Here is a 19,761-nt window from a genome sequence, read left to right as displayed (position 1 = left end):
GGCGGTTCGCGAGCAAGCTCGCTCCTACAAAAAAGCGGTCAGCGCCCGCCGCTGACGTCGATGAATCCGCCTGTGCTGTAGCTGGACTCGTCCGAGGCCAGGAACAGGATCGCCCGCGCCACTTCTTCCGCTTCGCCACCTCGTCCCAGGGGAATCGCCGATTGCAGGCGTTCGACACGCCCCGGCTCACCGCCGCTGGCGTGGATTTCGGTCTTGATCAGCCCCGGCCGCACCGCGTTGACGCGGATGCCTTCGCCAGCCACTTCCTTCGCGAGGCCGATGGTCAGGCTATCCACCGCACCCTTGGCCGCCGCGTAGTCGATGTACTCGTTGGGCGAACCCAGGCGCGAGGCCATGGACGAGACGTTGACGATGCTCCCGCCCTGGCCACCATGCTTGTGCGCCATGCGCTTCACCGCTTCGCGGCAGCAGAGGAAGGTGCCGGTGACGTTGACCGCGAACACCCGCTGCAGGCGTGCCACGTCCATGTCTTCCAGGCGCATCTGGCGCTCCAGGATGCCGGCGTTGTTCACCAGCACATCGAGGCGGCCGAAAGCTTCATCCACGTCGCGGAACAGGCGCAGCACGTCCTCTTCGCTCGATACGTCGGCGGCGAAGGACTGCGCGGTGCCGCCGGCAGCGGTGATCCGCTCCACCAGCGCCTGGGCTGCTTCGTGCTCGCGGCGGTAATTGAGGGCCACGGCGAAGCCGCGTTCGGCGGCGAGGAGGGCGGTGGCGGCACCGATGCCGCGACTGGCGCCAGTGATGAGCATGACGGGTTGCATGGGCGAATCCTTTTTGCGAGGCGGGGCTTGAAACCGATTTTGCCATCCCTATCTATGTCCCTGCGGGAGGCCGAAGACGGGTCCCGCATCGGAGTTCTGAAGACAGGCTCCAGATCATACCTTGCTGAAATTTTCAGGAGATTCGCCATGAGCAACGTCCTTTCCCTCGCCCCGCTGTTCCGCCAGTCCATTGGTTTCGACCGCTTCAACGATCTGTTCGAATCCGCCCTGCGCAGTGAAAGCGGCAGTTCCTACCCGCCCTACAACGTCGAAAAGCATGGTGACGACCAGTACCGCATCGTCATCGCCGCCGCCGGCCTGCAGGAGGAAGACCTGGAGCTGCAGGTGGAGCGCGGCGTGCTGACCGTCAACGGCGGCAAGCGCGAGAAGGCTTCCGAGAGCGTCACCTACCTGCACCAGGGCATCGCCCAGCGTGCCTTCAAGCTGTCCTTCCGCCTGGCCGACCACATCGAGGTCCAGGGCGCGTCGCTGAAGAACGGCCTGCTGAGCATCGAGCTGGTGCGCATCGTTCCGGAAGAAGCCAAGCCCAAGCGGATCGCCATCAACGGCCAGCGCCCGGCCATCGAAGGCTGAGTCGCGCCTCGGCACTGACCGAGCCGTAGCCGCATAGCAAAACGCCCGTCTCGCAAGAGACGGGCGTTTTCGTTTCTGCGTCGGTCAGGCGTTCTGCCGTTCCGGCAGCGGCGCCGAACGATTGCGCCACCAGGCGATGACGATCGCCACCATCAGGACGAAGCCCAGGTAGCCCATGATCGGGTAGACGATCCCCACCAGCTTGACGAAACCGACCTGGCTGCCGATGAAGGCGAGTACCACCGCGGCCACCGTAGCGACGCGGAACGGCACGCCATAGGCGGCGCAGCGCGCGGCCAGGGTGTAGGCGAAGCCGCTGGTGGTGCAGTACAGCTTCACCAGCAGCAGCGCGAGCATCACGTCGCCGAACCACGGGGCGATGTGGTTGCTCAGCAGCAGGGTGGGAATGGCGCTGTCGCCGATCACGTCGATCTGCACCAGCATCACCAGGGCCATGGCCAGGATCAGCACGCCGACACCGGCGCCGCCGATCACTCCGCCCAGCCCGGCCTTGCGCAGGTTGGCCACGCTGCTGCCCATCACCACCACGGCGGCCGCAGTGGCGGCGACGTTGTAGGAAACGTAGAGGAAAGCGCTGAGCAGCCAGTTGGGCGCCGGGTGCGGCAGGGCCAGGGCGATCTGCTCCAGTTCGGCCAGCGGCTTCTGGATGTGCGTCAGGGCGTAGATGGCGATGATCGCCACGATGATCATCAGCACCGGGGTGATCAGGCTCATCAGGGTGATCACCCGCTTCAGGCCCAGGCACACCGTGATGATGGTCAGCACGCCAAGCACGATGCCGCCGATGTTGTGGCCGATGCCCAGTTGCTGCTCGAAGGAGGAGTTGGCCCCGGCGAACATCACCACCATGGTGCCGAACAGGAAGAAGGTCAGCATCAGGTCGACGACGCGGCCCAGCGGCTTGCCGCAAATGAACTCCATGGCCTCCTTGTGCGACTGGGTCTGCAGGCGGCTGCCGATCTGGTAGAGGTTCATCAGCAGGAAGGCGAACAGCGCCAGTGCCACCACGGCGCCAGCCAGGCCCATGATGCCGAAGCTGCCGAAGAACTGGAGGATTTCCTGGCCCGAGGCGAAACCGACGCCGACCACCAGGCCTATGTAGGCACCACCGAGTTTGAGACTGGTCTTCATGATCGAAACCCTATTGTTGTTATGGGGGTGGCCCCGCCTGTGACGAGGCCAGAGGAAGGATCACGCTTCGCCGACGTAGGCCTGGACTTCCACTTCGACGTCCACGCCCAGCGCCAGGGCGGAGGCCACGCAGGAACGCACCGGCAGGCCCTGGTCGAAGTAGCGCTTGTACACTTCGTTGAAACCGGTGAAATGCGCCATGTCCGACAGCCACACGGTGGCCTTCACCACCTGGGAGTAGTTCGCGCCGCAGGCTTCCAGGCTCTCGCCGATGCGGGTCATCACCGCTTCGGTCTGGGTCTGGATGTCGCCTTTCACCACCTGGCCATCCGCAGTCATCGGGATCTGCCCGGACAGGAACAGGAAGCCGCCGGCCTTGACCGCGCGGGAGAAGGGGAAGGGCAGGGTGCTGGGATAACGCTGGATATCGCTCATGGGAGTGCCTCCGGTAGGACTCAACGCAAGCGCGCCGGGCTCAGGCGCAGGGGATCCACGCCTTCCTGGCGCAGGGATTCGGGAAGCGGCTGGCCGAGCAGCAGCGAGTGGGCCAGGCGCGATACGCCGTCGGCCGACTGGATGCCGTAGCCGCCCTGGGCAGCCAGCCAGAAGAACGCGGGGTTCTGCTCGTCCCGGCCGACCACCAGGTCGCCGTCGGTGACGAAGGAGCGCAGGCCGGCCCAGCTGTGGTTCGGACGGCGGATCGTCAGGGTGGTGTGCTCTTCGATGTGGTGCACGCCCAGGGCGATGTCCAGCTCTTCGGGCTGCACGTCCTGCGCCTGTACCGGGTCGGCGTTGGCGGGCGAGCCGAGCAGCTGGCCGGCGTCGGGCTTGAAGTAGAAGCTCTCGTCGATACCGATCACCGTGGGCCAGCGGCTGATGTCGACGCCCTCCGGAACCGGGAAGGTGAAGGCCGTGCGGCGGCAGGGCTGCAGGCCGACCGGGCGGATGCCGCAACGCTCGGCCACGTGATCGGCCCAGGCGCCGGCGGCGTTCACCAGTTGCCTGGCCTGTACGGTGTCGCCCTGGTTGAGCTCCAGCGTCCACAGGCCGTCTTCGTACCGGGCCGACAGCAGCTCGCGGTTGCAGCGCAGTTCGCCATCGCGCTGGCGCAAGCCACGCAGGTAGCCCTGGTGCAGCGCGTGGACGTCGAGATCACGGGCATCGGGTTCGTACAGCGCCCCGGCGATGGCGTCGGCACGCAGGTACGGGAGGAATTCCAGCGCCTGTTCGGTGCTGATGCGCCGAACCCCGGGTGTGGCTTCGGCCTGCTTGAGCAGTTCGACCTGCTCGGGACCGCCGACATACAGGCAGCCACGTGGGGTAAGGATCGGGTGCTCGCTGAACCCGGCCGGTGGGTTTTCGTAGAAGGCTCGGCTGGCGCGAGTCAGCGCCTGGATCTGCGGGGTGCCGTAAGCCTCCATGAACATGGCGGCGGAGCGTCCGGTGGAGTGGTAGCCGGGCTGTTCTTCGCGCTCCAGCACCAGCACCCGGTGGGTTTCGCTCAGTCGGTAGGCGAGGGATGCGCCAGCGATGCCGGCGCCGATGATGATGATGTCGAATGGATTCACGGCAAGGACCTTTCGCAGGTTTTCTCTTATGTGAGAAATCTAAGATATGAGAATTTTTGCGACAAAGGCAAGGCCCGGTAAACTTTCCGCATTCCCTTTCGAGATGCCTCATGAGCGAAACCGCCCAAGCCCAGCCCAAGCCTCAGCAGCTGGATCGGAACGAAGTCGGCGCGCGCCTGCGGGCGGTGCGCAAGCAGCAGAAACTGACCCTGAAGCAGCTCTCCGACCTGTCTGGCGTGGCGCTTTCCACGTTGTCGAAGATGGAGCTGGCGCAGGTCGCGGTGAGCTACGACAAGCTGGCGGCGGCGGCTCGCGCGCTGCAGGTGGATATCGCCCAGTTGTTCCGCCCGCTACCGTCCGTCGGCGCCCAGGTCGGGCTGAAAACCTTCGTGAAGACGCGTGTCGATGAAGCCGCCGGCTACGATACCGGCGGTTACGAGTACTACCCGATCGCTGGCGACTTCCCGCAGCGCAGCATGACCCCGCTGTATGCGCGTATCTTCGCTCGTGAGGTGGGGGAGTTCGACGACTTCGTCCGTCACCCCGGCCAGGAGTTCGCCCTGGTGGTTTCCGGGCGCGTGCGCATCCAGTTCGAAACGGGCGAGTCGGTGAGCATCGGCCCGCGCGAGACGGCCTACTTCGACAGCAGCGTCGGCCACCTCTACCTGAATGACGGCGAGGCGGACGAGGCGCAGGTGATGGTGGTGATGTCGGAGTTGCGCCCGGCCGGCTGACCGGGAGGCGCCTCAGGGCGCCTTTTGCGTGTCCCGGCGTGGCAACTGGTCGATGAAGGCCTCCAGCGGTACGGGCCGGCTGAACAGGTAGCCCTGGTACAGGTGGCAACCCTGTTCTTCCAACAGGGCGAGTTGCTCCGGGGTTTCCACGCCTTCGGCGATCAGTTCCAGGCCCAGGCTGTGGCCCATGGCGATGATGGCGCGGACGATCTCGGCGTCGTTGCTGTCGTTCGGCGCGTCGCGCACGAAGCTCTGGTCGATCTTCAGGCTGTCCACCGGCAGGCGCTTCAAGTAGGTGAGCGACGAGTAGCCGGTGCCGAAGTCGTCCATGGCGAAGCGCACCCCGGCCTGGCGCAGGCGCTGCATGCGGGCGATGGTGTCTTCCAGTTGCTGGATCACGATCCCCTCGGTGATCTCCAGCTTCAGCAGGCTGGCCGGTAGCTTGGCCTTGTGCAGGCTGTCGAGGACGCGCTCGACGAAATCGTTCTGGCGAAACTGCCGGGGGCTGATGTTCACACTGAGGCAGAAGTCCTCGGGGTCGATCCGTCCTTCGGCGAGCAGACGTGCGCAGGTACGGCAGGCTTCCTCGATGACCCAGCGGCCCACTTCGATGATCAGGCCGCTGTCTTCCAGCACGCGGATGAAGCTGGCCGGCGATTGCGGCCCCTGCGTGGGGTGCTCCCAGCGCAACAGCGCTTCGGCGCCGACAATACGGGCGCCGCGGGAGTCGACCTGCGGCTGGTAATGCAGGCTGAACTCGCGGCGGGCGATGGCCATGCGCAGGCCACTCTCCAGGCGCAGGCGCTCGCTGGCGGCTTTCTGCATGGAGGCGTGGAACAGCTGCACGGTATTGCGGCCGGCGTCCTTGGCGCGGTACATGGCGATGTCGGCGCGCTTGAGCAGGTCCTCGGGCGTCGCGCCGTCGTCGGGGATCAGCGCAATGCCGATGCTCGGGGTGATCTGCAGGCGGTGGCCGTCCAGCAGCATGGGTTCGGCCAGCAGGTCGCGCAGTTTCTCGGCCAACTGGCGTACCCGGCGCGCGGTTTCCAGGCGGCTGCCATCGATGCCGGTGAGCAGGATCACGAACTCGTCGCCGCCCAGCCGCGCCACCGTATCTTCCTGGCGTACGCTGGCCTCCAGGCGCGCAGTGACCATCTGCAGGATGGCGTCGCCCACCGAATGCCCCAGCGAGTCGTTGATGTGCTTGAAGTGGTCGAGATCCAGGAACAGCAGTGCGCCGCGCATGTTGTGGCGCTGCAGCAGGGCGATCTGCTGCTTGAGGCGATCCATCAGCAGGGCGCGGTTGGGCAGGTCGGTCAGGGCGTCGTGGTAGGCCAGGTGCTGGATGCGCGCTTCGGCCTCGCGCAGTTCGCTGGTGTCGCGGGCGGTCAGCAGCAGGCAGGCGGTGCCGCCCAGGTCGATCTGCTCCACCGAGACGTCCACCGTCTTGACCGTGCCGTCGCGATGGCGGCCGAGCATCTCCATGTGGTGCACGAAACCATCGCGTTTCAGCGCGGCGATCATGTTCTGGCGTTCGCTGGGATCGGACCAGATATTGATGCCCAGGGAGGTCTGGCCGATCACCTCGTCCGGGCGATACCCGGTCAGGCGATGGAAGCCTTCGTTGACCTCGATGTAGCGGCCGCTGTCGCGCTCGGTGATGGTGATGGCGTCGGGGCTGGAGTGGAACGCCTTGTAGAATTTCTCCTGGCTGGCCTTGAGTTCCTCTTCCGCCTGCAGGCGCCGGGTGACGTCGCGGAAGGTGGAGAGGATGCACAGCTGGCGGTCGACCCAGATCAGCCGGCTGGCGACCATGCAGGTGATGGGGCGGCCGTCGCGGGTAAGGAACTGCACCTCGATGTTCTGCAGCGAGTGGTCGCGCATCAGTTGTTCGAACAACCTCTCGCGCTGGTGGTGATCGGCCCAGAACGACATCTGGTGGGAAGAGCGACCGATGGCCTCCTCGGCTCGCCAGCCAAAGGTGCTGCAGAAGCTCGGATTGACCTCGATGAACTCGCCGTCGCGCACCCGCGTCACGCAGATCGGGTCGGGGCTGCCCTGGAACAGGCTGGCGAACTTTTCCTCGGAAGCTTCCAGGTTGCGCTCGCGCACCACCTGTTCGGTGATGTCGAGCAGGGTGCCGGCCATGCGCAGAGGCTTGCCGTCGGTGCTCCGGTAGAGCCGGGCGCGGCTCTCCAGGTAGCGCACTTCGCCGGATTGCAGCTGCGCGCGGTAGGTGAACTGGTAGTCGTTGTCCGGTCCCTTGGCCAGGCGTGCGTAGGCTTGGCGCATGCGCCGGCGATCGGCCTCGTCGACGCAGGCGAAGAATTCGCCGAAGTGGCCGTGGAAGTCTTGCGCCGGCAGCTCATGGAGCACGGCAGCGCGGGTGGAGCCGTAGATCATCCCGGAGGGGATGTGCCAGTCCCAGATGCCCAGTTGCGCGGAGTCCAGCGCCAGGTCCAGGCGCTCCTGGCTATCGCGCAGAGCCTGTTCCTGGGCGCGCAGGCGAGTCACGTCGCGGATGGTCAGGACCAGGCAGGCCTGGCCTTGCAGTTCGATCTGGCAACCGTAGACGCGGGCGCTGCGTTCTTCGCCTGCGCGGGTAAGCAGGGTGACTTCGAAGCCGTCGATGCGCTGCTCGGCGTCGATGGTGTCGAGCATGCGCTGGCGTTCATCCAGGCTGCGCCAGATGCCCAATTGCAGGGAGGTCTGGCCGATGGCTTCGTCGCGGCTCCAGCCGAAGCGCTCGGTGAAGCTGGCGTTGATCTCGCGGAAGCGCCCGCTGCTCCGGTCAGTGATGACCATGGCGTCGGGGCCGGTATGAAAGGCCTTGGCGAACTGATCCTGGCTTTCGGATTCGGGCAGGGACGAGGAGGCGCTTCGGCTCATGCAGCGCTCCCCGACAAGAGGCCGGGACCGCTCACAAAGCGGTGGCGAAATGGCATGCGGACGGGCATTCGGGCCCCTTGTTCTTCTTGTTCTGTCAGAACAATAGAGGTTAGGCCGCGACCGGCGCAAGCCCGGCCGCCTGGGCGTCGAGCAGGCGCATGAAGGCGCGCGCGGCGTTGGACAGGGTGCGCTCGGTATGCAGGATGTAGCCCAACTGGCGGCTGAGCTGGATGTCCTGCAGCGGCAGGCGTACGACGCTGTCGTCGAGCATGGTGCGCGGCAGTACGCTCCAGGCCAGGCCGATGGAGACCATCATCTTGATGGTCTCCATATAGTTGGTGCTCATGCCGATGTTCGGCGTCAGGCCTTCGGCCTCGAACATGCGCCGCACGATGTGGTGGGTGAAGGTATTGCCGCCGGGGAACACCGCCGGGTGCCGCGCCACGTCGGCGAGGAATACCGGGCCCTGCACCGACAGCGGGTGCTCGGGGGCGGCGACGAAATCCAGCGGGTCGTCCCACACCGGCACGGCGCGCACCGGTTCGGCGGTTTCCGGGGCGAGGGTGATGACCGCCAGTTCGGCGCGGCCATGCAGAATCTCTTCGTAGGCCACTTCCGAATCGCAGAACTGGATGTCCAGCGCCACCTGCGGGTGCGCCTTGGTGAAGGCCCGCAGCAGCGGTGGCAGGCGATGCAGGCCGATGTGGTGGCTGGTCGCCAGGACCAAGCGGCCGCTCACCTCGCCATTGAGGTTGGTCAGGGCGCGGCGGGTGTCGTCCAGTACATTGAGGATCTGGTAGGCCCGCGGTAGCAGGGCTCGGCCCGCCTCGGTCAGGGTCACCTCACGGCCGACGCGGTCGAACAGGCGCACACCCAACTGGCTCTCCAGGGCGGCGATGCGTTTGCTCACCGCAGGCTGGGTCAGGTGCAGGCGCTCGCCGGCTTCGGAGAAGCTGCCGGACTCGGCGATGGCGAGGAAGGTGTTGAGGCTGGTCAGGTCCATGTCGACTCCCGGAGGGGCTGGAAACGGCGCCTGACTCTTATAACGCACCTGTATTCCTCCTGGGAATCCTTTGAATAAAAAATATGAATTTGAGTTATTCAGCGCCTTTCCATAGCATCATCCCCACAAGCCCAAGGGGCATAGAAAGACGCTGATGAGGATTCTCTGATGGCCGGCAAGACGCTGTACGACAAGCTCTGGGAAATGCACGAGGTGAAGCGCCGTGACGATGGTTCGTCGCTCATCTATATCGACCGCCACATCCTGCACGAAGTGACCTCCCCGCAGGCCTTCGAAGGCCTGCGTCTGGCCGGTCGCAAGCCGTGGCGCATCGATGCGAACATCGCCACCCCGGACCACAACGTGCCGACCACCCAGGCCGAGCGCAAGGGCGGTATCGACGCCATCGCCGACGAAGTGTCGCGCATCCAGGTGATGACCCTGGACGAGAACTGCGATGACTTCGGCATCCTCGAATTCAAGATGAACGACGTCCGCCAGGGCATCGTTCACGTGGTCGGCCCGGAGCAGGGCGCGACCCTGCCGGGCATGACCGTGGTCTGCGGCGACTCGCACACCTCGACCCACGGCGCCTTCGGCGCGCTGGCACACGGCATCGGCACCTCCGAGGTGGAGCACGTGCTCGCCACCCAGTGCCTGGTCGCCAAGAAGATGAAGAACATGCAGGTTCGCGTGGAAGGCAAACTGCCCTTCGGCGTGACCGCCAAGGACATCGTCCTCGCGGTGATCGGCAAGATCGGTACCGCGGGCGGCAACGGCCATGCCCTGGAATTCGCCGGCAGCGCCATCCGCGACCTGTCCATGGAAGGCCGCATGACCATCTGCAACATGTCCATCGAAGCGGGCGCCCGCGTCGGCATGGTGGCCTGCGACGAGAAGACCATCGAATACGTGAAGGGTCGTCCGTTCGCGCCGCAGGGCAGCGACTGGGACAAGGCCGTGGAAGCCTGGAGCGACCTGGTCTCCGACGCCGACGCGCACTTCGACACCATCGTCGAGCTGCGTGCCGAGGACATCAAGCCGCAGGTCAGCTGGGGCACCTCCCCGGAGATGGTCCTGGCCGTCGACCAGAACGTGCCGGACCCGGCCGTGGAAGCCGACCCGGTCAAGCGCGACTCCATCGTTCGCGCCCTCAAGTACATGGGCCTGAACGCCAACCAGGCGATCACCGACATCCAGCTGGACCGCGTGTTCATCGGCTCCTGCACCAACTCGCGCATCGAAGACCTGCGCGCCGCCGCTGCCGTGGCCAAGGGCCGCAAGGTCGCTTCCACCGTCAAGCAGGCGTTGGTCGTGCCGGGCTCGGGCCTGGTGAAAGCACAGGCCGAACAGGAAGGCCTGGACAAGATCTTCATCGAAGCCGGCTTCGAGTGGCGTGAACCGGGCTGCTCCATGTGCCTGGCGATGAACCCGGACCGCCTGGAGAGCGGCGAGCATTGTGCTTCCACCTCCAACCGCAACTTCGAAGGCCGCCAGGGCGCCGGTGGTCGTACCCACCTGGTGAGCCCGGCGATGGCCGCCGCGGCTGCCGTGACCGGTCGTTTCATCGACGTACGTGAATTGATGCAGGCCTGAGGAGACCTATAAATGAAAGCCTTTACTCAGCACACCGGCCTCGTCGCGCCGCTCGACCGCGCCAACGTCGACACCGACCAGATCATCCCCAAGCAGTTCCTCAAGTCGATCAAGCGTACCGGCTTCGGTCCGAACCTGTTCGACGAGTGGCGCTACCTCGACGTGGGCCAGCCGAACCAGGACAACTCCAAGCGTCCGGTGAACCAGGACTTCGTCCTCAACTTCCCGCGCTACCAGGGCGCCAGCGTGCTGCTGGCCCGCGAGAACTTCGGTTGTGGCTCCTCCCGCGAGCACGCGCCGTGGGCCCTGGACGAGTACGGCTTCCGCGTCGTGATCGCGCCGAGCTTCGCCGACATCTTCTTCAACAACAGCTTCAAGAACGGCCTGCTGCCGATCATCCTGAAAGATGAAGAAATGGACGAGCTGTTCGCCCAGTGCGAAGCCACCGAGGGTTACCAGCTGACCGTCGACCTCGCCGCGCAGACCGTGACCCGTCCGGACGGCAAGCAGTACAGCTTCGAAGTGGACGCGTTCCGCAAGCACTGCCTGCTCAACGGCCTGGACGACATCGGCCTGACCCTGCAGGACGCCGACGCCATCCGCAGTTTCGAAACCGGCTACAAGAAGAGCCAGCCCTGGTTGTTCCGCGACGCCTGATGGCGTCGCACCACCGCGAGAGGAGAGCACCATGACCGAGAGTCGCCACGAGCAAGTGGTCCAGCGCCAGTTCGGCGCCCAGGCCAACGCTTACCTGACCAGCGCCGTACACGCCCAGGGCGAGGAGTTTGCCCAGCTGCGCGAGCGACTGTCGGCGACTACCGGTGCGCGTGTGCTGGACCTGGGTTGCGGGGCAGGGCACGTGAGCTTCAACGTCGCGCCGCTGGCCGGCGAAGTGGTGGCCTACGACCTGTCGCAGCAGATGCTCGACGTAGTGGCTTCGGCTGCTGCCGAGCGCGGGTTGGGCAACATCTCCACCCGTCGTGGCGCCGCCGAGCAGCTGCCGTTCGAGGATGGCGAGTTCGATTTCGTCTTCAGCCGCTATTCCGCGCACCACTGGCGGGATGTCGGCCAGGCGCTGCGCGAAGTGCGCCGGGTGCTCAAGCCGGGTGGCGTGACCTGCTTCATCGATGTGGCGGCGCCGGGCTTGCCTCTGCTGGACACCCATCTGCAGACTGTCGAAGTCCTGCGCGATACCAGCCACGTGCGCGACTACTCCCCGTCGGAGTGGGCGCGTCTGGTGGGCGAGGCGGGTCTTGCGGTAACTGCCGCCAAGCGCCAGCGCCTGCGCCTGGAATTCACCTCCTGGGTCGAGCGCATGCGCACACCCGAGGTGATGCGCCAGGCCATTCGCGCCCTGCAGCTTTCGGTGGGCGACGAGGTGCGCGAGTATTTCGAAATCGACGCCGAGGGCTCCTTTAGCACCGACGTGCTGGTGCTCTGGGCCGAGCGCTGAATATTTCTTGAACGCTCCGGGTGGTGCGAGCCTCCCGGGGCGATACGTTATTTGCCAAGCGTCTTTAGATAAGAGAGCGAAGAGATGAGCAAACAGATTCTGGTTCTGCCCGGCGACGGTATCGGCCCGGAGATCATGGCCGAGGCGATCAAGGTCCTGGAGCTGGCCAGCGACAAATTCCAGCTGGGCTTCGAACTGACCCACGACGACCTGGGCGGCGCCGCCATCGACAAGTACGGCGTGCCGCTGGCCGACGAGACCCTGGAGCGCGCGCGCAAGTCCGACGCCATCCTGCTGGGCGCCGTGGGCGGCCCGAAGTGGGACAAGATCGAGCGTGACATCCGCCCCGAGCGCGGCCTGCTCAAGCTCCGTTCGCAACTGGGCCTGTTCGGCAACCTGCGTCCGGCCATCCTCTATCCGCAACTGGCTGGCGCTTCCAGCCTGAAGCCGGAAGTGGTCGCCGGCCTGGATATCCTCATCGTCCGCGAGCTGACCGGTGGCATCTACTTCGGTTCGCCCCGCGAGCAGCGCGTGCTGGAAAACGGCGAGCGCCAGGCGTACGACACCCTGCCGTACAGCGAAAGCGAAATCCGCCGCATCGCCCGCGTCGGCTTCGACATGGCCCGCGTTCGCGGCAAGAAGCTGTGCTCGGTGGACAAGGCCAACGTCCTGGCGTCCAGCCAGCTGTGGCGCGAGGTGGTCGAGGAAGTCGCCAAGGACTACCCGGACGTCGAGCTGTCGCACATGTACGTCGACAACGCCGCCATGCAACTGGTCCGCGCGCCCAAGCAGTTCGACGTGATGGTCACCGACAACATGTTCGGCGACATCCTGTCGGATGAGGCTTCCATGCTCACCGGCTCCATCGGCATGCTGCCTTCTGCGTCGCTGGATTCGAACAACAAGGGCATGTACGAACCGTGCCACGGTTCCGCGCCGGATATCGCCGGGCAGGGTATTGCCAACCCGCTGGCGACCATCCTCTCGGTCTCGATGATGCTGCGTTACACCTTCAACGAAGGCGCCGCCGCTGACGCCATCGAGAAGGCCGTGAGCCTGGTGCTCGACCAGGGCCTGCGCACTGGCGACATCTGGTCCGAAGGCTGCAAGAAGGTCGGCACCCGCGAAATGGGCGATGCGGTAGTCGCCGCGCTGCGGAATCTGTAATCTCTCCGGCTCGCTCGCTCCCGGCCCCTTGTTGGAATGCGGGAGCGACGGCCCTCTAAATATATGAAGGTGTAGTAGCGATGAAGCGTGTAGGTCTGATCGGTTGGCGTGGCATGGTCGGTTCGGTGCTCATGCAGCGGATGCTGGAAGAGCGGGACTTCGACCTGATCGAGCCGGTGTTCTTCACCACCTCCAACGTGGGTGGCGAAGGTCCGTCCATTGGCAAGGACATTGCCCCCCTGAAAGACGCCTACAGCATCGAGGAACTGAAAACCCTCGACGTCATCCTGACCTGCCAGGGCGGCGACTACACCAACGAAGTCTTCCCCAAGCTGCGCGAAGCCGGCTGGCAGGGCTACTGGATCGACGCCGCCTCCAGCCTGCGCATGCAGGATGACGCGGTCATCGTCCTCGACCCGGTAAACCGCAAGGTCATCGACCAGTCGCTGGATGCCGGCACCAAGAACTACATCGGCGGCAACTGCACCGTCAGCCTGATGCTGATGGCCCTGGGCGGCCTGTTCGAAGCCGGTCTGGTGGAGTGGATGTCTGCCATGACCTACCAGGCGGCCTCCGGTGCCGGCGCGCAGAACATGCGCGAGCTGATCAAGCAGATGGGCGCCATCAACGCCTCCGTCGCCGATGACCTGGCCAATCCGTCCAGCGCCATCCTCGACATCGACCGCAAGGTCGCCGAGGCCATCCGCAGCGACGCCATGCCGACCGAGAACTTCGGTGTGCCGCTGGCCGGCAGCCTGATCCCGTGGATCGACAAGGAGCTGCCCAACGGCCAGAGCCGCGAAGAGTGGAAAGGCCAGGCGGAGACCAACAAGATCCTCGGCCGCTTCAAGAGCCCGATCCCGGTGGACGGCATCTGCGTGCGCATCGGCGCCATGCGCTGCCACAGCCAGGCGCTGACCATCAAGCTGAACAAGGATGTGCCGATGGCCGACATCGAAGGCCTGATCAGCCAGCACAACCCCTGGGTCAAGCTGGTTCCCAATCAGCGCGACATCAGCATGCGCGAACTGACTCCGGCAGCCGTCACCGGCACCCTGAGCGTTCCGGTCGGTCGTCTGCGCAAGCTCAACATGGGCTCGCAGTACCTGGGCGCCTTCACCGTCGGCGACCAACTGCTGTGGGGCGCCGCCGAGCCGCTGCGTCGCATGCTGCGCATTCTGCTCGAGCGTTGATCCGCTTCTGAGTAATACCCACGACGCCGGCCTTGTGCCGGCGTCGTGCTTTCTGCGGCAAGTGATCTTGCGCACAAAAACGTTCGAAGTCCGGGATGTTGGCAGTGTTCTCCCTTGATTTCGCGGTGTTCTGTGACGGACCCGGAAAAGCAGCGGAGAACCACTCGCTATCCTCGCAGCCCAGGTTTCGGTGCGCCCTTTCGCACCGGCCAATCGGATACTTGCTGCGGGGGAGAGGATGTCTCGAATTCACGGTTTCTTGTTGGCGGCGGCCATCGCCTCGGCCTTCCAGCCAGGCACCGCCGGTGCGCTGGAGCTGGGCGAGATTTCATCGCGTGCGGTCCTTGGGCAGACCCTGTCGGCGAACATCGAACTGCGCGGCGTGGGCGACCTGAATGCGGAGGAGGTGGTGGTCAGCCTCGCCTCCCAGCAGGACTTCGACCGCCTGGGTGTCGACCGCAGCCAGTTGGTGACCGGCCTGCGTTTCAGTTCGGATATCGGCAAGAACGGCCGTGGCGTCATCCACGTGACCTCGCAGCGTCCGATCCAGGAGCCTTACGTCAACTTCGTGATGCAGGTGGTGTGGCCGCAGGGACGCCTGGTACGTGAATTCACGCTGCTGCTCGACCCGCCGAGCTACGCCGCCACACCGGTGACCCCGCCGGCGGCCATTGCGACCCGCCCGGCTGCCGCGCCTGTTCGCCAGGCTGCGCCGGCGCGGGCAGTGGCATCGGCAGCGTCGGACAGCTATCGCATCCAGCGCAACGATGCGCTGTGGGACATCGCCTCGCGCAATCGCCCCTCGTCCAGCGTGTCGGTGATGCAGACCATGCTGGCGATCCAGCAACTGAACCCGGATGCCTTCGTCGATGGCAACGCCAATCGGCTGAAGGTGGGGCAGGTGCTGCGCCTGCCCGATGAACAGCAGGTGCGGGCACAGAGTCATGCACAGGCTGTGGCGCGTATCGAGGCGCAGAATGGTGAGTGGCAGGCGCTCCGCCAGGCTGCGCTGCCGCAGGCCCGGCAGATGGACGCGACGAAAAGGACCGAAGCGGGAGCGGCGCCGGTCAGCGCCGAGACGCGCGATAACCTGCGCCTGGTATCGGGGCGCGCCGCCAACCAGAAGGACAAGGCCGACGCCGAACAGCTCGCCGTACTGCAGGAAGGGCTCGACAGCGCTCGTCGCGAAGGCGATGAAATGCGCAGCCGGATCGCCGACCTGCAGAGCCAGATGGAGAAGCTGAACAAGCTGGTCGAATTGAAGGATGCGCAGATCGCCGCCCTGATCGCTCGTCTGGCGGAGCAGGACCGGGCTGGCAAGCCTGCCGGCGCGTCCGTGGCGCCTGCCCAGCCAGCAATGCCAGCTGCCGCTCCTGCTCCGGCCCAGGGGGAGGCCGTGGTTGCCGCTCAAGCCTCGGATGGCGTCGCGCATCCGTAGCCCATCCTGTCGCGATAGGTGGCGAGGCACTCGATTGCCTCGCCGTTGGGGGGCAAGTAAAGTGCAGCGCAGTTTACTTCCCTGATATCGCGAGACACTGGATGCCTGAAACCATCGACATCGCCGTAGTAGGCGCCACCGGACTTGTGGGCGAGGCACTGGTCGAGCTGCTGGAAGAGCGGGACTTTCCTGTAGGCACCCTGTATCTGCTGGCCACGGGCGAATCCGCCGGCAAGTCGGTGGCGTTCCGTGGACGCAACCTGCGTGTCGGCAAGCTGTCCGACTTCGACTTCGCCAAGGTCCGCCTGGCCTTCCTCTCCACTACCGCCGATGCCGCCCATGAGTGCTCCGCGCAGGCGCTGGCAGCCGGTTGCAGCGTGATTGACCTCAGTGGGGCGGCGCTGGCCGAGCAATCCCTGGTTGTCTTGCCGGCGGCCAATGGCGAGGCGCTGGAACAGCCCAGCCTGCCGGTGCGGATCGCCGCGCCCTGCGCGCCGGCGGCGGAAGTCGCCGAAGTGCTCGCCGCGCTGCGAGACGTGCTGGAAGTTCGCCAACTGAGCGTCACCGCCTGCCTTTCCGCCTCGGTCCTGGGGCGCGAGGGGGTTCAGGAGCTGGCGCGGCAAACCGCTGAGCTGCTCAACGCCCGCCCGCTGGAGCCGAAGCTGGTTGACCGGCAGTACGCCTTCAATATGCTGGCCCAGGTTGGCGCAGTGGATGAGCAGGGGCATTCGGCCCTGGAGCGACGCATGGCCGCGGAGCTCTCCGCGCTGTTCCCGGGGCTGGAAGGTGTGCTGGATGTCACCTGTGCCATGGCGCCGGTGTTCTTCGGCGATGCGCTGATGCTGTCGATCACCACCGCCGCACCGGTTTCGCTGGATGCGGCGCTGGCTGCCCTGGATGACGCGCCCGGCATCGAACGGGTCGAAGACGATTACCCGACTGTCATCGGTGATGCACAGGGGCAGGATAGTGTTTATGTCGGACGCCTACGTCTTGGTCTGACAAATCCATGCAAACTGAATTTGTGGATTGCGTCAGATAATGTGCGAAAAGGCGCAGCGCTGAATGCTGTGAACTTGGGCGAATTGTTGATAAAACACTATCTGTAAAAGATACTTACCGAATATTTGAAGAAGTATTCTAGCTTGGCAATACTGGCTGGGATTGGCGCTGGCAGGGGAGAGGTCCCGTCGTGAAAACGGCGGACATCATGGGCAGCGGCAACCTAATAGACTTCGTTCTAATCCAGAAAAAGCTATTAAAACAAGGGATTAAATTATGATCCGGCTTCGTAAACTGGTGCAGGCAATCGCGGCTGCTTCGGCATTGACCACGGGCATGGCGCATGCACTGGGGTTGGGAGACATCCACCTGCGTTCAGCCCTGAACCAGCCGCTGGATGCCGAGATCGACCTGGTCGAAGTTCGTGATCTTGCCCAGGGCGAGGTAATCCCCAAGCTGGCGTCGCCGGAAGACTTCAACAAGGCGGGCGTCGACCGCCAGTACTTCCTCACTGGCCTGAAGTTCACCCCGATCATCAAGCCGAACGGCAAGAGCGTCATTCGCGTGACCTCGGATCGTCCGGTCCAGGAGCCCTACCTGAACTTCCTGGTCGAGGTGCTCTGGCCCAATGGCCGCCTGCTGCGCGAATACACCGTGCTGCTCGACCCGCCGCTGTACTCCCCGCAGACCGCCGCAGCCGCCGCGCCTCGCGCACCCATGGCCGCGCCGGCACCGATTTCCCGCCAGCCTGCTCCGGTCGCGCCGCGTCCGGCCGCTGCGCCGTCCCCGCGTCCTGCTGCGGCAGCGGCGCCGGCTCCGCGCCGCCTGGAGGGCAACGAATACCGTACCGGCCGCAATGACACCCTGTGGGAAATCGCAGCGCGTGCGCGTCCGAACAGCAGTGTTTCAGTCCAGCAGACCATGCTGGCGATCCAGGACCTCAATCCCGACGCCTTTCTCGGCGGCAACATCAACCGTCTGAAGAGCGGCCAGGTGCTGCGCCTGCCGGATGCGGAGCAGATCAAGTCCCGCACGCAGCCTGACGCGGCCGCCGAAGTCACTCAGCAATACACCGCCTGGCGCGAAGGGCGCAGCCTGCCGACTGGCGGTGCCCGTCAGCTGGACGCCACGCCGCGCGCCAACGCTGGCGCCGCTCCTTCGCAAGCCGAGGAGAAGGACAGTCTGCGCCTGGTCTCCGGCGAAAACGGCAAGGCCAAGGGTGGCGACAAGGGCAGCAAGGATGGCAAGGCCATTGCCGAGAAGCTCGCCGTTACCCAGGAAAGCCTGGATACCACCCGCCGCGAGAACGAAGAACTGCAGAGTCGTATGGGCGACCTGAAAAGCCAGATGGACAAGCTGCAGAAGCTCATCGAGCTGAAGGATGCCCAGTTGGCGAAGCTGCAGAGCCAGCTCGGTACTGCGCCGCAAGGCGCAGCCCAGGCGCCGGCGGCGGATGCGTCCGCTGCTGCTCCTACTGCTCCCGCTCCTCAGCCTGCAGTGCCTGATCAACCTGCCGCTCCGGCCCAGCCCGCTCCGTCCGCTGCACCCGCTCAACCGAGCGAGCCGGCGGCGCCCGTCGCGCCTGAGGCCAGTGCGCCGGCCGCTCCGGAGACTCCGGCAGCGCCTGCTGCTCCGGCTGCACCGCCGGCTCCGGCCCCCGAGGCCGCCAAGCCGGCTGAGGTGAAACCGGCTCCGGCTCCCGCACCGGCTCCTGTCGAGCCCGTCGCGGAGAGCTTCATCGATGAAGTCCTGGCCAACCCGGTCTGGCTGGGCGCTATCGGCGGTAGCGCCGTGCTGGCGCTGCTGGTGCTGTTGATGGTGATTTCGCGCCGTCGGGCCGCCAAGGAGCGCGAGGAACTGGATGCCGCGTCCGAGGCGGACGAGCATGGCCTGGGCGGTGGTTTTGACCTGGGTGATGGTGATCTGGACTCCCTCGACGTTCCGCAGGCTGCCGAAGTGGCCGCTCCGGCGGCGTCGGCGCCCGAGCGTGTCGCTGCACAGACCAGCGATGCCTTGGGCGAGGCGGATATCTACATTGCCTACGGTCGCTTCAACCAGGCTGCCGAACTCCTGCAGGGCGCCATCTACGACGAGCCGCAGCGCGCCGACCTGCGTCTCAAGCTGATGGAGGTGTATGCCGAGATCGGTGATCGTGATGGCTTCACCCGTCAGGAAAACGAACTGCGTGAGATGGGCGGCGCCGACAGCCAGGTCGAGCAGTTGAAGTCTCGTTATCCGGGCATGGTTGCTCTGACTGCCGTGGGTGCGGCGGGCGCCGCCGTGGCGGCTGCTGACGAGTTCGGCGGCTTCAGCCTGGATGACCTGCATCTGGATTCGCCGGCCCAGCCGGAACCTGCCGCCGAATCGGCTCCTCTGGCGGGGGATCTCGACGACGCCTTCGACCTGGCGCTGGATGATCTCGAGCTGGAAGACGACAAGCCTGCGGCGCCGGCCGAGAGCAAGGCCGACGACCTGTCGCTGAGCACCTTCGACCTGGACGACGACCTGGCATTCGACGCACCTGCCGCTGAGCCGGCCAAGGCGGACGACGACTTCGCCTTCGACCTCGACCTGGGGGCGGAGCCTGCCGCCAAGCCTGCGGACGTATCGCTGTCCGATGACCTGGCAGACTTTACCCTCGATCTGGAGAAGGACGCTCCGTCGTCCCCGGAAGAGGACTTCCTGTTGGGTCTGGACGATGACACCACCTCGCTGTCCGGTGTCAGTGAGCAGGAATTCTCCCTCGACAAGGATCATGGCGTGACGCAGTCCCTGGCCGACCTGCCGGATGACTTCGATCTCTCCCTGCCTGGCGAGGAGCACGAACCGGTCAAGGCTGACGACAGCTTCTCCGCCCAGCTCGACGAGGTGAGTGCGGAACTGGATCGTCTGGCTGGCGACGTCGAGGAGCCCAAGGCGCCGACGCCGGAGCTGGAGCCGGAAGCGAGCTTCGCGACGAATGATCTCGACGCTGCCGGCGAAAGTGCGGAGGAGGATGACGAGTTCGACTTCCTCTCCGGCGCCGATGAAGCCGCTACCAAACTCGACCTGGCGCGTGCCTACATCGACATGGGCGACACCGAAGGCGCCCGCGACATCCTCGACGAAGTGCTCGCCGAGGGTAACGACAATCAGCAGCAGGAAGCGCGTGAACTGCTCGGGCGCATCGCCTGAGCCGGAAGGCTCC

General features: G+C 65.5%; 16 protein-coding genes. 10 read left to right on the top strand and 6 right to left on the bottom strand.

The features are described from left to right. Positions 1-38 precede the first annotated feature (38 nt). Positions 39-785: an SDR family oxidoreductase gene (locus tag SD196_RS19365; protein ID WP_370599829.1), complete on the bottom strand. Its 747-nt coding sequence runs from the start codon at positions 783-785 to the stop codon at positions 39-41. Between the two features lie 147 nt (positions 786-932). On the opposite strand from SD196_RS19365, the gene SD196_RS19360 reads away from it, so the two are divergent. Further along, positions 933-1,379: an Hsp20 family protein gene (locus tag SD196_RS19360; RefSeq protein ID WP_275610901.1), complete on the top strand. Its 447-nt coding sequence runs from the start codon at positions 933-935 to the stop codon at positions 1,377-1,379. A gap of 84 nt (positions 1,380-1,463) precedes the next feature. On the opposite strand, the gene SD196_RS19355 is transcribed toward SD196_RS19360, so the two are convergent. From SD196_RS19355 to SD196_RS19345, 3 genes are read right to left on the bottom strand one after another with little or no spacing between them, the layout of a single operon-like run. Beyond that, positions 1,464-2,531: a hypothetical protein gene (locus SD196_RS19355; RefSeq protein WP_275610902.1), complete on the bottom strand. Its 1,068-nt coding sequence runs from the start codon at positions 2,529-2,531 to the stop codon at positions 1,464-1,466. Positions 2,532-2,591: 60 nt separating this feature from the next. Beyond that, a complete protein-coding gene (locus SD196_RS19350; protein WP_343572620.1) occupies positions 2,592-2,966 on the bottom strand; it encodes a RidA family protein in 375 nt (124 codons plus the stop codon). 20 nt (positions 2,967-2,986) lie between these two features. Beyond that, on the bottom strand, positions 2,987-4,099 hold the full coding sequence (locus SD196_RS19345; protein WP_416310570.1) for an NAD(P)/FAD-dependent oxidoreductase: 1,113 nt from the start codon (positions 4,097-4,099) through the stop codon (positions 2,987-2,989). Positions 4,100-4,209: 110 nt separating this feature from the next. On the opposite strand from SD196_RS19345, the gene SD196_RS19340 reads away from it, so the two are divergent. After that, on the top strand, positions 4,210-4,833 hold the full coding sequence (locus SD196_RS19340; RefSeq protein ID WP_275610905.1) for a helix-turn-helix domain-containing protein: 624 nt from the start codon (positions 4,210-4,212) through the stop codon (positions 4,831-4,833). Positions 4,834-4,845: 12 nt separating this feature from the next. Here the strand turns inward: SD196_RS19340 and SD196_RS19335 are convergent, their stop codons facing one another. Then, the gene (locus tag SD196_RS19335) at positions 4,846-7,722 is read right to left on the bottom strand and encodes an EAL domain-containing protein (RefSeq protein WP_416310569.1); all 2,877 of its coding nucleotides are present in this window, start codon (positions 7,720-7,722) and stop codon (positions 4,846-4,848) included. Positions 7,723-7,831: 109 nt separating this feature from the next. Further along, on the bottom strand, positions 7,832-8,725 hold the full coding sequence (locus SD196_RS19330; protein ID WP_275610907.1) for a LysR family transcriptional regulator: 894 nt from the start codon (positions 8,723-8,725) through the stop codon (positions 7,832-7,834). Between the two features lie 168 nt (positions 8,726-8,893). Here SD196_RS19330 and leuC point away from each other — a divergent pair, with 168 nt between their 5' ends. From leuC to SD196_RS19290, 8 genes are all read left to right on the top strand, one after another. Beyond that, complete coding sequence (leuC, locus tag SD196_RS19325; RefSeq protein WP_207884310.1) at positions 8,894-10,321, top strand: 3-isopropylmalate dehydratase large subunit; 1,428 nt, start codon at positions 8,894-8,896, stop codon at positions 10,319-10,321. Positions 10,322-10,333: 12 nt separating this feature from the next. Next, on the top strand, positions 10,334-10,978 hold the full coding sequence (gene leuD, locus SD196_RS19320) for a 3-isopropylmalate dehydratase small subunit (RefSeq protein ID WP_416310568.1): 645 nt from the start codon (positions 10,334-10,336) through the stop codon (positions 10,976-10,978). Positions 10,979-11,009: 31 nt separating this feature from the next. Next, the gene (locus SD196_RS19315; RefSeq protein WP_416310567.1) at positions 11,010-11,774 is read left to right on the top strand and encodes a class I SAM-dependent methyltransferase; all 765 of its coding nucleotides are present in this window, start codon (positions 11,010-11,012) and stop codon (positions 11,772-11,774) included. Positions 11,775-11,858: 84 nt separating this feature from the next. After that, positions 11,859-12,941, top strand: a complete 1,083-nt coding sequence (leuB, locus tag SD196_RS19310; protein WP_275610910.1) for a 3-isopropylmalate dehydrogenase — start codon at positions 11,859-11,861, stop codon at positions 12,939-12,941. 80 nt (positions 12,942-13,021) lie between these two features. Beyond that, complete coding sequence (gene asd / locus SD196_RS19305; RefSeq protein ID WP_275610911.1) at positions 13,022-14,134, top strand: aspartate-semialdehyde dehydrogenase; 1,113 nt, start codon at positions 13,022-13,024, stop codon at positions 14,132-14,134. Between the two features lie 238 nt (positions 14,135-14,372). Next, positions 14,373-15,572 carry a FimV family protein gene (locus tag SD196_RS19300; protein WP_416310566.1) on the top strand — a complete coding sequence of 400 codons (1,200 nt, stop codon included), beginning with the start codon at positions 14,373-14,375 and terminating at the stop codon, positions 15,570-15,572. Between the two features lie 101 nt (positions 15,573-15,673). Next, positions 15,674-16,681: an aspartate-semialdehyde dehydrogenase gene (locus SD196_RS19295; protein ID WP_416310565.1), complete on the top strand. Its 1,008-nt coding sequence runs from the start codon at positions 15,674-15,676 to the stop codon at positions 16,679-16,681. Between the two features lie 169 nt (positions 16,682-16,850). Continuing rightward, positions 16,851-19,748, top strand: coding sequence for a FimV/HubP family polar landmark protein (locus SD196_RS19290; protein WP_416310564.1), 2,898 nt, complete (start codon positions 16,851-16,853; stop codon positions 19,746-19,748). Positions 19,749-19,761 lie beyond the last annotated feature (13 nt).

The organism is Pseudomonas macauensis, assembly GCF_047902425.1.
In the GTDB taxonomy this organism is placed as follows: Bacteria; Pseudomonadota; Gammaproteobacteria; order Pseudomonadales; family Pseudomonadaceae; genus Pseudomonas.
Note: the sequence above shows the minus strand (reverse complement) of the source record. Positions and strands in the feature narration are given on the sequence as shown.

Coding starts and splice junctions, on each gene's coding strand:
- SD196_RS19365 (WP_370599829.1), bottom strand. CDS start 785: ATGCAACCCGTCATGCTCATCACTGGCGCCAGTCGCGGCATCGGTGCC.
- SD196_RS19360 (WP_275610901.1), top strand. CDS start 933: ATGAGCAACGTCCTTTCCCTCGCCCCGCTGTTCCGCCAGTCCATTGGT.
- SD196_RS19355 (WP_275610902.1), bottom strand. CDS start 2,531: ATGAAGACCAGTCTCAAACTCGGTGGTGCCTACATAGGCCTGGTGGTC.
- SD196_RS19350 (WP_343572620.1), bottom strand. CDS start 2,966: ATGAGCGATATCCAGCGTTATCCCAGCACCCTGCCCTTCCCCTTCTCC.
- SD196_RS19340 (WP_275610905.1), top strand. CDS start 4,210: ATGAGCGAAACCGCCCAAGCCCAGCCCAAGCCTCAGCAGCTGGATCGG.
- SD196_RS19335 (WP_416310569.1), bottom strand. CDS start 7,722: ATGAGCCGAAGCGCCTCCTCGTCCCTGCCCGAATCCGAAAGCCAGGAT.
- SD196_RS19330 (WP_275610907.1), bottom strand. CDS start 8,725: ATGGACCTGACCAGCCTCAACACCTTCCTCGCCATCGCCGAGTCCGGC.
- leuC (WP_207884310.1), top strand. CDS start 8,894: ATGGCCGGCAAGACGCTGTACGACAAGCTCTGGGAAATGCACGAGGTG.
- leuD (WP_416310568.1), top strand. CDS start 10,334: ATGAAAGCCTTTACTCAGCACACCGGCCTCGTCGCGCCGCTCGACCGC.
- SD196_RS19315 (WP_416310567.1), top strand. CDS start 11,010: ATGACCGAGAGTCGCCACGAGCAAGTGGTCCAGCGCCAGTTCGGCGCC.
- leuB (WP_275610910.1), top strand. CDS start 11,859: ATGAGCAAACAGATTCTGGTTCTGCCCGGCGACGGTATCGGCCCGGAG.
- asd (WP_275610911.1), top strand. CDS start 13,022: ATGAAGCGTGTAGGTCTGATCGGTTGGCGTGGCATGGTCGGTTCGGTG.
- SD196_RS19300 (WP_416310566.1), top strand. CDS start 14,373: ATGTCTCGAATTCACGGTTTCTTGTTGGCGGCGGCCATCGCCTCGGCC.
- SD196_RS19295 (WP_416310565.1), top strand. CDS start 15,674: ATGCCTGAAACCATCGACATCGCCGTAGTAGGCGCCACCGGACTTGTG.
- SD196_RS19290 (WP_416310564.1), top strand. CDS start 16,851: ATGATCCGGCTTCGTAAACTGGTGCAGGCAATCGCGGCTGCTTCGGCA.